The organism is Paraburkholderia sp. J63, from assembly GCF_905220245.1.
Lineage (GTDB): Bacteria > Pseudomonadota > Gammaproteobacteria > Burkholderiales > Burkholderiaceae > Paraburkholderia.
The window spans coordinates 22,529-34,483 of sequence record NZ_CAJMZF010000031.1 but is presented as its reverse complement, the minus strand read 5'-3'; the positions used below and the strand labels follow the sequence as shown (position 1 = coordinate 34,483).

The window sequence follows — 11,955 nt, the reverse complement described above, 5'->3', positions numbered from 1 at the left end:
CCTCAGGCGCTTTGCCAGCGTGCTTCGGTAACCACCAGCTTTTCGGGAATCAGCTTGAGCTGGTAGAGCGCGTCGGCAATCTGCTGCTGATAGGCGAAGCGCGCCGCATCGACGGGCAGCACGCCGTAGCTCATGCGGCCGAGCGCGAGTTCGAGCGTGCCGGTATCGAGCCCCGTGATCGGCGCGAGTTGGGCGGCCACGGCGGGCACGTTGTGCGCGGCCCAGCCGTCGAGCTGCTGCAGCTCGCCGAGCACGGCATGCACCACATCCGGATGCTGGGCCGCGAACGCGCGGCGCGCTACGTAGTACTCGACATTGCGCACGAGGCCTTCGCCCGTGGTCAGCACGCGCGCATCCAGTTGACGCTGGGCCGCTGCAAAGTAAGGATCCCAAATCGACCACGCGTCGATGCTGCCGTTGGCGAACGCGGCGCGCGCGTCGGCCGGAACGAGATAGGCCGGCTGGATTTCGTCGTAGCCGACCTTGCCGTGCTCCAGCGCCTTGACGAGCAGATAGTTGGCGTTCGAGCCGCGCGTGACGGCCACCTTCTTGCCACGCAGGTCGGAGAGCGTGCGGATCGGCGAGTTTTTGGGCACGATCACGCCCTCGCCGCGCGGCGCGTCCGGTTCCGCGGCGATATAGACGAAGTCCACGCGGCCCGCCTGGGCGAACACGGGCGGCGTCTCGCCCACCACGCCGATATCGACCGCGTTCGCGTTCACCCCTTCGAGCAATTGCGGACCGGCCGGAAACTCGATCCACCGGAGCGAAAACCCGAGCGGCGCGAGGCGCTTCTCCAGCGTGCCGCGCGCCTTGAGGATGATGAAGTTGCCATATTTCTGGTAGCCGACGGTGAGCACCTTATCGCCCTGCGCATGGGCAACGCCGCTCGCGGCCAGTGTCGCGCCAACGGCGCCGAGTCCGCGCAGCGCAGCGCCCATACCCAGGCTCAAGCCCAGGCCCGCGGCCGTCTTCAGTAGCGAACGCCGGCGCTCGCGCACGCCTTCGGATTTCGATTCGGGATCAAACATGGGAGATATCCAGACGAGACAAACGGACCGCGCGCGCGAAACCGCGCCGCCATGACGGCGGCGCCCTCGCTGCACGAACGAGTGCGCATGATGCGCAATCGTGAAAACGAGGTCAAAGAATGGTTTCTGCTATCGATTGCGGCGGGACGGGAAACGCCATCGGAACGTCGCGCGTGGCGACAAGACCCGCCCGCCTAAGGCGTCTTCGTCGCCATGCAAACGGTGAACGGCGTCTTCGTATTGCCGGTCTCGATCGCGAGCGGCGCGTAGTGATGCGTCACGCCATCGGGCGGCCGCGCGACCGGGTTCGTCACGCTGTTGCCCTGAGCGTCGACCACGGTTTCCTGCGGCCAGATCACGTCGCCGAGTGCGACGCGCGCGGGAATCAGCCAGTAGTCGCCGCTGCGCCACGTCACGTTGCCCGCGGCTTCGAACAGGATCTCCACGCCATCTTCGAGCGTCAGCCACGCGCCGTCGCCGCCCGAAAGCGTGCCGGTCCGGATCGACGCCGCGCCGTCCGGGCCCAGCGTGAGCCCGCCTTGCGCCGGGTCGCCGGCCGCGTAGTCCCAGCGCCGCATCAGCGGATGCAGTTGCGGCTGGCTCCCCACGCTCGACGCGAGCGCCCCGGCCAATACGACCGACTGCGAGCCGGTGTCGATCGACTGCACCTGGAGCATCTGGCCCGGCAACTGGTTGAGCACCGTGGCGTCGTCCTGGATCTCGACGTAGTCGCCTTCCGCGATCCCGAAGCGCTCGTCGCGGCCCAGGTTCGCGAGCCGCACGGTCGTGGTCGCGCCCGACACGCTCACGCCGAGTACCGGAAAGACCACCGAGCCGTTGTCGCGCGACCACTTGAAGCTCGGCGCATGGCCCGACGCGTCGTTGCTGCCGGTGTTGATCTCGACGCGATAAAGCTGGTTTTCGACGCCGCGATAGCCCGCGTTCGGCGAGGCCGTGCACGGGTCGGTCGGCGTCTGCGCCTGGCCCGTGCGCGCGCGCAGCAGCCCGCGATTCCCGGCGTTCAGCCCCGCCGCGATCTGCGCCGGTGTCAGGCAGGTCTTGCGGTCCCAGTTCTCGCCGGGCTGCATCCACTTGACCTGGCAGACGACGCGCGTGCGGTCCGCCGTATCGGCGCCATTGAGCGCGACTTCGCGGATCGACGGCGCCTCGATCGGCGTCGCGAGCCGCTCCCAGACGTCGAGGTAGAACTGGAACGGCGGCGCGGCCGGCAGCGGCGGCGGCGCGGGCAAGTCGGGCTGCGTCAGATAGGTGAGCACGCGCTGCACGCGCATCGCGGCGATGTCCGTCAAGGTGCTCAGATCGGTGTCGAGCGTGAGGGTGAGCGTCGCGTAGTCGGCGCTCACGATCGCCGCGACGAGCGGTGCGCTCGCGCTCGCGGACCCGCTCGCGTCGAAGCTGAGCCGCACGTGCTGGTTGGCCTGCCAGCCCGCGGCGTCCACGGTCCAGCGCTGCACGACAATCGTCTTGCCGCTCCACGAAGTGACCGGCACCGGCGTCGCGTCGAGCTCGCAGAGGATGCCGTCCACGTAGCAACTGCCCGGCGCCAGCTCGACGTCGCCGGTCACGCCCGCCAGCAGCGCCGGCATGAAGCCGCCGTCCGCGCTGCCCGCGGGCCCGAACGTCGCCGCGGCGAGCCGCCGGATCAAGTGCAGCAGGATATCGGCCTGCTCGTTCCAGTCCGCGTCGAGCTGCACCCGGCCCTGCTGCATCAGGACCCGGCTGAAGTGCTGCAGCGGATCGAAGCTCCTGCGCGTCAAGTCGGCTTTCACGGCGCTCTCCTCAGCTTGCGAAAAGGATCCCGGCGTCCGTGCCGGCCGGGGTGAATTCGTTCAGACGCTGACGCAGATTCGCCGCGCGCTGCGGCTCGTACAGGCCGTGCAGCATCCCCATCTCGGATTCGTCGTCGGCGCCGGTGCGGATTTCCTCCGCGCACGCGTCGGAGAGCCGGCCATAGCGCGGCGTGCCGTAGCGCACGCTGGCGAAGTCGGGCTCCACGCGCAGGCGCTCGGCGCGCAGCAGCGCGTCGCGCTGCGCGACGCTCAAATCGCCATTGAGGTAGGCGTCGCCCACGGCCTTGAGCACGAGGTCCGGCTGGCATTCGTAGCGCGTGGGCGTGCGCGAGCCGGGGCTCACGTAGCAAAAGCGCATGCAGCCAGCCTGGCGGCGGCACACGCGCACGACGCCCGCGAAAATGCCGTTGGCCGCGAGCTCGATCGCGTGCGTCTGGATCTGGCCGATCACGGTGCTGCAACGCAGCGTGAGGACCGCGTAGGCGCACAGCTTCGCGTCGGCGCCGAGCGCGACGTTGGCGCTGCCGAGCGCGTCGATCAGGCTGCCCGAGACGTGGAGCTTCAGCGGGTCTTCGCGGACTTCGTCGCGGTCCACGCGAATCGCGCCGACGATGCTCTTCTCGATGCGCAGGCACTGCAGCGACCCCGTCACGACGATGCCGGGCTCGCCGGGCCGCATCGGGCCGCAGTCGCAGTTCAGGCCCCAGCCCGGCACCAGCGTCGCATGCCGGATCGTCACGCCCGACAGCGAGCCGCCGATCTGCACGCCGCGCCCCGTGACGGTCACGCCGTCGAGCTGGAACCACGCGGGGCCCACGCCGCCGATGTCGAGCGCATCGGGTCCCGAGTTCTGCCAGTCGAGCAGCCGCAGCACCGGGCGGCAGCGGTTGGCCGCGCGCAGTTGCAGGCTCTGCCCCGCTTTGAGTGCGATCAAGAGCGCTTCGGTGTAGACGCCGCTGTCGACGATCTCGATCACGGCGTTCACCGGCGCGTCTTCGCCCCAGCGCGCGAGCGCGTCGGCGATATGCGCGAAGGTGGCGCCGCTGCCGACCGTGTAATGCTGCGCGCCGGGCGGCTCGTCGAGCGTGCGCGCGTATTCGCCGCCGCCCAGATCGGCGCTGAAGCCGTAGGTATAGGAGACGGTGACGGCTTGCCCGCGCGCCTCGCCGGGCGCGAACACGAAGCGCCCGAGCTCGGGATCGACGGCGACGAAGCCCGGCAGCGGCCGGTAGCTCCACGCGCTCAGATCGGCGGCGACGATGCGCGCGGCGTCGACGGGCACGGGCGGCGTGCCCGTCGAAATCGACACGCTGTGGCCGCTCCCGTAGAGCGCGGGCACTTTGGCCGCCGCGTGCGCGCTCCCCTCGCCAGGCGCCGCTGGCGGCGCACCGTCGGCCAGGCTCGCCGCGAGCGCGGCGCGGCCGATCGGCAGCGGCTCGGCCGCGTCGCCCGTCGCGGGGTTCACGTAGAGCGGCACGTCGTTGCCGAGCGCGCTGAACAGAAAGCAGTCCTGCGAGGCCTGTTCGTAGCAGTAAGCGGGCGCCGCGCTGACCGTGAAGGCGCGCAGCCGCCACACATAGACGCCGATCTCGGGAAGGTTTGCAGTACCAGGTGTGCGCGCCGAATCGATGCGCCGGATGTCGACGGTCCGCGCGCGCGCATCGAATGCGGCGCCGCGCCAGTCGCGCGGCTCGCGCACGTCGATCAGGCGGCCGCGCTGCGGGCGCAGAAAGTCGATGTTCTGCGTGAGCGCGAGGCGCCGGTAGAACTCCACGGCGTGCGCGGGCCAGCCGCTCACGGCCGAGGCGATGTCGTCGAGCACCGCGAGCGTGCCCTTGCGGCGCCGGAAGCGGATCGTGTTCGCGACCTCGGCGCGCGGCGCGAGGATGCGTTCGAGCCGCAGCGCGGCGGCGCTCGCGGCCGCCCCCGCCGGCGCGCACGAGCAGCCGCTGGCGGTGGCGTCGAGATCGGGCCCGATGCTGACCGGCGTATAGCCGATCAGCGCGCCGATGTACGGCACGACCCAGTCGTCGCAGGTCTCGATGAACCAGTTCTCGTAGAGCCCCGCGATGTCCTGCTCGATCACGGCGGCCTGGGCCGCGAGCACGCGCAGCAGCGCGCGCAGCGGATAGCCCTGGTCGGCGTCGCGCAGCCGGTAGACCACGGGCACGTGGTCGTAGAGAAAGTCGGCGTTCTCGCTCATGGTCGGCTCCTCATGCGGCTGCCGGGTTCAGGATCAGCGTCGCCGGAATGTCGGGCGTGAGAAACACCAGTTCGGCGGGCACGATCGCGCAGGACGCCTGCGCACCAACAGACGCACTACCGGACGTACCACCCGGCGCACGCTGCGCAAGCTGCGCGGCGACGTACGGCTGGAGGCCGAGCGTGCTGCCGAGCGCCGCGAGCTGCGCGGCCGTCACGTCCTCGGGCACGCTGTCGAAGCAGGTCACGTTGACCCACGAAACGCCCGCGACCTGCTGCAGCGTCGCGACCACCTCCGCGAGCCAGGCGGCCTGCCCGAGCGCGCGCGCGTCGAAGCAGAACCGCGCGAGCAGCGCCGCGCGCAGCGCGGGCTCCACGTCCTCCCACGCGTAGGCGGGCAGCAGCGCCACCTGCGCGGCCACCACGAGCAGCCGCACGCGCCGCACGGCCAGCTCGACCGGCAGATGCGGATCGCCGAACGCCCGCAGCGAGGCCAGCAGATTCGTGTAGAGGTCCGAACTAACGGCGATGGGAATGTCGTCGGCGCCCGCGACCGTGACGTGGACGAGCTCGCGCTGCCCGTCCGGGAGCTTCACCGCCGAGGCCTTGCCGATCCCCGCATAGGTGCGCGCGAAGTCGGCGTAGTCCTGCACGGAGACGAGCCGGTCGAGCGCCATCACCGCCATCGGCGCGTTCGCGCGCAACTGGCCGATGGGGTCGGCGTCGGCGCCGCCCGTGGCCGGCAGCGGGTTGGTCACGCCCTGCGCGCCGAGCGGATGCGTCGCGAGCTGCGTGATCTGCCAGGCGTCCACGTTGCCGCTGCTGCCCATGCCGTAACGGTAGACGGCCTTCACGTTCGCGGTCCCGCTCGGCGGCCGCGCGCCGTGCACGCCATTGCCGAACACGACCGAGGTGAGCTGCGTATCGTCCTCGCTGGTCACGTAGGCGTGCTGGGTGGGCGCGGCGTCAGAAAGGCTGTCGAGCTCGTTCCACAGCAGCTCGTTCACGCGCACCTGCAAGGTGCTCGCCACGCCCGAGGCCGTGGGCGCCGAGACATAGGTGAGCGGCGACTGGCTCAGCGCGAAGGTCTGGAAATCGACCGACGCATCGGCGTTGCCGAGCACTTCGCCGGTGCTCTGCCCCTGCGTGGCATCGGCGACATTGCCGTAGATCGTCACGGTGCCGCGGTCGTAGGTGCTCGCGAGCGGCGTGGCCAGATCGAGCACGGTATGCGGCGTGACCGTCGAGATGCGCCACGCGAACACGCCATCGGTCTGCCAGTCGAGCATGCCGCCCGGATAGGGAATCTGCGTGAGCGGATTAACGAGCAGCCCCTCGAACGACGCGAAGCTGCCGGTGCGCTCGGCGGCGCTGGGCACGTAGGCGCTCACATAGACGCCCGGCGCGATCTGCACCTGATCGCCGAACTGCTGGTTCAGGAAGGCCGGCGCGGCCAGCTCCGCCATGAACGACGGCGAGCCGTCCTCGTTGGCCGTCGTGCCCGCCGGCAGATGGCCGACCACGAGGCGGTCGCCCCACGCGTTGGCGTCCGACGTGTAGCTCACGTCGACGAACGGCGGCGCGCCGAGCGGGAACGCCACGCTGCCCGGCGCCTCCACGCCCTGGCGCACGCCCGCGATCATCGCAAGCTCGCTCGCCTGCACGCCGCTCGCGTTCGGGATGTCGGTGCGCGTGCCCGAGACGATCACCCAGCGCCCGGCTTCGAGCCCGTCGTAGAGGTTCGCGAGGTCGATCGAGCCGTTGCCGATGTCGGTGTCGAGCGGCTCGTCCGCGAGCGAGAGCGGCTCGGCCTGAGCGTAGACCAGCGTTTCGCGCAGTAGCTGCGTCGAGGTGCTCGCGGTCTCGTCGCCCGCGCTCAGGTCGCTGAGCCACGGCGGATCGAGCGTCAGCAGCGTGACCTTGGCCGCGAAGCCGCCGCTCGTTGTTGCACCCGCAGCGGCGGCCGGGTCCTGCGTCGCGAGATTCGCGGTGCGCAGCGAAGCGACCACATGAAACGTGATGATCGGGTTGCCGCCGTTGATGTTCGTGACGTCGGGCCGCCGCACGGCCACCCAGCTGCCGGGCTCGATCTGGTCGTAAGTAGCGTCGAGCGGCAGTTCGGGCGGCGGCACCACGCTCGCGAACGCGCCGCCCCAGGCGGTCGTGAGATTCGGCGCGGTCCAGCTCGTGGTGATCTGCCTGGCGTCCGTGGTGGTCACGGGCGAGCCGGGCCAGGTCGCCGCGAACAGCGTCGCCTTCACGCGCGCGCCGTAGACCTCGACGCGCCCGCCCGCCGTCGCCACCGCCGACCAGCCCTGATAGAGCGCGGCCGCGGCGGCGGGATGGAGCGCCGCGAGCAGGCGCGGCGCCGTGTCCGATTGCGGCCCGAAGCTCGCCGCGATGCTGCGCGTGAGCTTGAGCGCATTGGCCGGCTGCACCGAGGGCGCCTTCGCGAGCGCGCTCACGATGCCATGCAGATTTTCGAGCGGCGACGCGGGCGCGGCGGCCGGCAGCGCCCGCAGCGCGCTGATCTTGCCCACACGCCGGCCGCCGATCCCGAGCGCGCCTGCGAGGCCGCCCTGCAAAAGCTGCGCCTCCTTGCCGAGCGCGATCCATTGGAGACTGCGCGTCAGCATCGCGAGCCACGCGGCCACGCGCGTGAAGCCGCGCGCGAGCGCGATCGAACGCACGAGCGCGATGCGCGAGATCGCGGGCTCGACCACCTGCTGCGCGGTGAGCGGCGTCTTGCCGTCCGGTCCAGGCGCGCCGACGAACAGCAGATTGGCCGCGACCGGCTCCAGGATCGCGACGACCTGGGCCGCGAGGTCGCTGCCCGCGAATAGCTGGGTGCCCTTGTCGATATAGAGCAGCAACTGCTGGAGCGCCGTGCGCGACGGCGGCACCACGAGGCCCAGCGCGATTTCGGTGCGGGCGAAGTCCGCCTGCGCGTCGACATCGCCCGCGATGCGCAGATACTGCATCGCGGGCGTGGCCGCCGTATCGGTGCCGAACACGAAGAACAGCGCGTCGCCGGGCTTTACCTGGGTCGCGATGCCGTCGAGATAGACGGCGTCGATCACGTCCGCGCCCGTCACCAGAATGCCGCTGCTGGCCGGCAGCGCAACGCCGGGCGCGTTGCCGTTCGCGAGCGCCTTGGCCGTCGCATCGTCGGCCGATTTCGGCAAGCCCGTATCGCTCGCGGGCGAGATCACCTGGGGCCGCGCGAGACGCGGCGCGAGCGCATTCCAGGTGTCGCGCGCGACGAGATCGGCCGAGGTCTCGTAGAACTGCGGCGTCGCGCTAGAGCCGCTCGGCACGCTCTGCGAGCGCGTGCCCGCTGGCAGCGTGCCCGCAAAGCCCGCCGTCATCGTGAACGCGAGCCGCACGCTCGCGGCCACGCCGGGACGCGGCCGATAGCCGATCAGCCGCGCCAGCTCGATCAGCGAGCGGCGCTCGACGGCGCTCGGCAGGAAGCCTTCGTTGGCGATCCGCTCCTGGTAGAACGTCAGCACGTCGGCGACCACGGCCCAGGCGTCGAGCAGCGCAATCGCGGGGTCGGCCGGATCGCGCGTGGTCAGCTTCGCGAGCGGCGTCAGCAGGTCGGTGCCGGACTGGCCCGCGGACGGCACCGCGATCGTCACCAGCGAAAGCTGCGCGAGCATCGTGCCGAAAAAGCCCGCGTAAGTGCCCACGCGATAGTCGAGCGCGGCGAGCCCCGGCGGATTCGCCACGGAAGCAGGCACGGTCACGGCCGTCCCGGTGCAGCAGCCACAGCATGCGTTCATCGCCCACCTCGCAGCAGCAGCGTGAGCCGCCCGTTGGCCGGTTGCCCCGGCGCGTTGTCGAGCCGTGCGATCTGATACGGCGAGAGCGCCAGCACGCCGCCCGCGGGCACGTCGTCGGGCGTCGCGCCCGGCGCGGGCCGCCCGGCAAGATACGGCGCGAGGCGCGTCACCTGAGTCTCGATCACGCCCGCGATCGCCTGCGCCGCCGCGACGATCCGGCTCACATAGACGCCCTGCCCGAAGGTCTGGTTATCGGGATTGAAGAGACCCAGCGTGCCGTCGGGCAGCACGCTGGTGCCGAGCGCCGCGAGCAGCGCCGCGCGCACGTGCGCGCGCTGGTAGCCCGCCATCACGCAGACCGAGAGGCCAAGGTCGAGCGGCAGATAGTCGGGCGCGCGCACACGCAGGTCGTAACCGATGCGGCGGTAGCGGGCCAGGTATGCGTCGATCTCGTCGAGCAGCGCCGCGCCCGCGCTCTCGCTGCCGAGCGGATCGACGGCCACGCCCATCTCGTAGACGTAGCCGGTCCAGCGCAGCGACGCCTTCGCGCCCTGGAGCTTCTGGAACGGCGTCGCGCAGCGGCCGGGCGGACGCTGCGCGAGGCGGCGCGCGTTGTCGGCGGCGAGCGTCGCGTAGTCGTCGGCGACGATCGCGCGTTCGAGCTGCGCGCGAAACGCGTTCGGCGCGAGCATGCGCACGTCGGCGGCCGATTCCTGGGCGGTGCCGCCCGTCGCGGGGAGCGGATTGCGCGGGGCGAAGTCTCCCACTACCGCGCCCGCCGGGCGATAGACCACGCAGGCGATCGTCTCCGCGCCGACATTGCCGTCCGGGCCGTTGCCGAGCCGGTAGCATGCCTCGAACGTCGTGCCCGCGGCGGGGCTGCGCCCCTCGGCGCCGTTGCCGAAGCGCAGGTGCGCGACGCCGTCGTCGTCCATCTCGACCACGAAGACCGTATCGTCGGGACCGCTTTCGAGCAGGTCGGGCTGCGCGGTCCAGACCGTGCCGCCGCCGTCCTCGAGCGTGACGGACGGCACGGCGCTGCATGGGTCCTGCGCCACGAGGTCCGACGCGCAGCACGCGCCCGCGAGCGGCTGCGCATAGGTGAGCGGGCTCCCGCTCAGGCGCGGCCGGAAGCGCGGCGGCGCCGCGAGCAGCACGGTCGCGGGCGCGCAGTCGTCGGGGCAGGTGGTGGTGGACGTCTGCGTCGGCACCGGCCCGATCGTCTCGCAGGTGCTCGCGCCGCAATCGACCAGCACCACGTTGCCGCGCGCCACGCTGATGCCGTCGCGGCAGGTGCAGTCGGGCGCGGGCATCATCGCCGAGAGGCAGAGCGGGAAGCTCAGCGCATCGGCCGGGCACCACACGATCTCGACCACGGGCGTGCCGCCGTTCTGCGCGTCGTAGAGCGGATCGACGCCCTGTGTGACGCTCGTGAGCCTGACCGCCTGGCGGTGCGTGGGATCGGCGTCCGCGGGGTTGCCCGTGACGGGCCCGATCACCTCCTCGAAGATCAGCACGTCGCCCTCGTGCAGATCGAGCGCGCGGCCGCGTGCGCTGTTGTTCGCGCCGCTGTCCGCCCTGTTGTTCGCGCCGCTGTCAGCGCTGTTGCCGTCGCTGCCGGACGAGGTCCAGCTATCGAGCAGCGTGGCCCGCGTCGTGCCCACGGGCAGGCAGCACGCGCAGTCGCCCCACGTGTAGAACGCGATCGCGGTATGGCTCGCGCGCAGCGCGACGGTTTGCGCGCGCGGCGGCCAGAGCGGCTCGAACCATTCGTAGCTGCCCGGCGGCACATTCGCGAGATCGCTCTGGCGCAGCACGCGCCGCGCGGGTGCGCCGGGAAACAGCGTGCAGAACGCGACCTGGCTCAGGTCCAGCGCCTGGTCGCGCGTCACGGCAATCGTGAGCCACGCGCGCGCGTTGCAGCCCTCGTGCATCGCATAGTCGACGAGCCGCGCATGACGCCGCAGCGAGATGCGCTGGCGGCAGGTGTTCAGATACGCCTCGGTGGCGACGGCGTCCTGGTAGTAGCTCAGTTGATCGGCGGCCCAGGCGAGCAGCTCGACCAGCATCACGCCGATATCGGGCACGTGCGTCTCCTGCCACGCGGGCAGCGTCAGCGCGAGCCGGTCGAGCATGAGGCGGCGAAAGCTCTCGTAGTCTTTCGCGAGGTAGTTGATGTCGGGCTGCGCGGCGACGGGCGGCGGGCAGACGTGCGGCGCGCAGCAATCGAGATCCGATGGGCACGACGCCTTGAAGCTGAAGGTCGCGCTCGCGAACAGCGGATCGAAGCCGGTCATGGGCGGTGCAGCGGCGGGTGGCGCGCTCGCGGACGAAACGCGCATGCGGGCCGTGGACGTGGCTGCCGGGGATGACGGCGGCGACGCCTCGACCATCGCAAGCGTATACGTGGACCAGTCGCCGGGACGATCGACGTCGATCTCCATCCAGTCGTCGAGTGCGGGATCGGGCTGGCGGTTCACGCGCAGCCCCGTCACGTTCACGGCGGCGCCGCCGGTGATGCTCAGGTTCGCGGCCTCGATGCTGGCCGGCGCCTTGCCGAGGAAGTACACCTCGAGCGTGGTCTGGCTCGCCGAGACCTCGACGAAATCGATCCCGTAGAGCGCGGCCTCGCGCACCGCGTCCCGGCGGCGGTCGAGCTCGCAGGCGCCGGGCATCGCGGCGCCCATCGTGTTCACGGTACTCGTGGTGCTCGTGGCGCCCACGGTGCTCATGGCGCGCTCCGCACGAAGGTCTGGGTCAGCGGCTGCTGCGTCGAGCGGATCACATAGCCGACCACGACCGAAAGCGTCGCGTCGTCGGCGCTCACGGTGAGCTGCTGCAGATCGATCAGGTCTCCCAGGTAGCGCGTGAGCGCCGCCTGCGCGGTGAACTGGAGCGCCGACGCCAGCTCGACGCTGTTCGGCGCGAACACCATCTGCAGCAGTCCGCTGCCGAACTCGGGCCGGTTCACGCGCTCGCCCGGCGCCGTGAACAGCAACTGCTCGATCATGTCGCGGATATGGTCGGCGTCGTCCGTCGTCGCGGTGCGCCCCCGCACGTCGAAATGCAGCGGAAAGTCGATGTTCATCGCGCGCCTCCTGTTGCGGGTCATGACTCTGGCCAGCC

6 protein-coding genes are annotated in these 11,955 nt (G+C 71.0%); all 6 read right to left on the bottom strand.

Going from position 1 to position 11,955, the window contains the following annotated elements:
• Positions 1–2: 2 nt before the first annotated feature.
• On the bottom strand, positions 3–1,031 hold the full coding sequence (locus U5775_RS27080) for a sulfonate ABC transporter substrate-binding protein (protein WP_322061183.1): 1,029 nt from the start codon (positions 1,029–1,031) through the stop codon (positions 3–5).
• Positions 1,032–1,225: 194 nt separating this feature from the next.
• On the bottom strand, positions 1,226–2,821 hold the full coding sequence (locus tag U5775_RS27075; RefSeq protein ID WP_322061182.1) for a DUF6519 domain-containing protein: 1,596 nt from the start codon (positions 2,819–2,821) through the stop codon (positions 1,226–1,228).
• Positions 2,822–2,831: 10 nt separating this feature from the next.
• Entirely contained in the window at positions 2,832–5,045 is a 2,214-nt protein-coding gene (locus tag U5775_RS27070) for a hypothetical protein (RefSeq protein ID WP_322061181.1), read from the bottom strand.
• A 10-nt stretch (positions 5,046–5,055) separates the two neighbouring features.
• The gene (locus tag U5775_RS27065; protein WP_322061180.1) at positions 5,056–8,829 is read right to left on the bottom strand and encodes a putative baseplate assembly protein; all 3,774 of its coding nucleotides are present in this window, start codon (positions 8,827–8,829) and stop codon (positions 5,056–5,058) included.
• A complete protein-coding gene (locus U5775_RS27060) occupies positions 8,826–11,561 on the bottom strand; it encodes a putative baseplate assembly protein (RefSeq protein ID WP_322061179.1) in 2,736 nt (911 codons plus the stop codon). Before U5775_RS27060 ends, U5775_RS27065 begins: the two co-directional genes overlap by 4 nt.
• The gene (locus U5775_RS27055; RefSeq protein ID WP_322061178.1) at positions 11,558–11,917 is read right to left on the bottom strand and encodes a GPW/gp25 family protein; all 360 of its coding nucleotides are present in this window, start codon (positions 11,915–11,917) and stop codon (positions 11,558–11,560) included. Before U5775_RS27055 ends, U5775_RS27060 begins: the two co-directional genes overlap by 4 nt.
• Between the last annotated feature and the right edge of the window lie 38 nt (positions 11,918–11,955).

What these genes read in the sequence shown, in the direction of transcription:
- U5775_RS27060 (WP_322061179.1), bottom strand. Translation starts at nt 11,561, where the DNA reads ATGAGCACCGTGGGCGCCACGAGCACCACGAGTACCGTGAACACGATG.
- U5775_RS27070 (WP_322061181.1), bottom strand. Translation starts at nt 5,045, where the DNA reads ATGAGCGAGAACGCCGACTTTCTCTACGACCACGTGCCCGTGGTCTAC.
- U5775_RS27065 (WP_322061180.1), bottom strand. Translation starts at nt 8,829, where the DNA reads ATGAACGCATGCTGTGGCTGCTGCACCGGGACGGCCGTGACCGTGCCT.
- U5775_RS27055 (WP_322061178.1), bottom strand. Translation starts at nt 11,917, where the DNA reads ATGAACATCGACTTTCCGCTGCATTTCGACGTGCGGGGGCGCACCGCG.
- U5775_RS27080 (WP_322061183.1), bottom strand. Translation starts at nt 1,031, where the DNA reads ATGTTTGATCCCGAATCGAAATCCGAAGGCGTGCGCGAGCGCCGGCGT.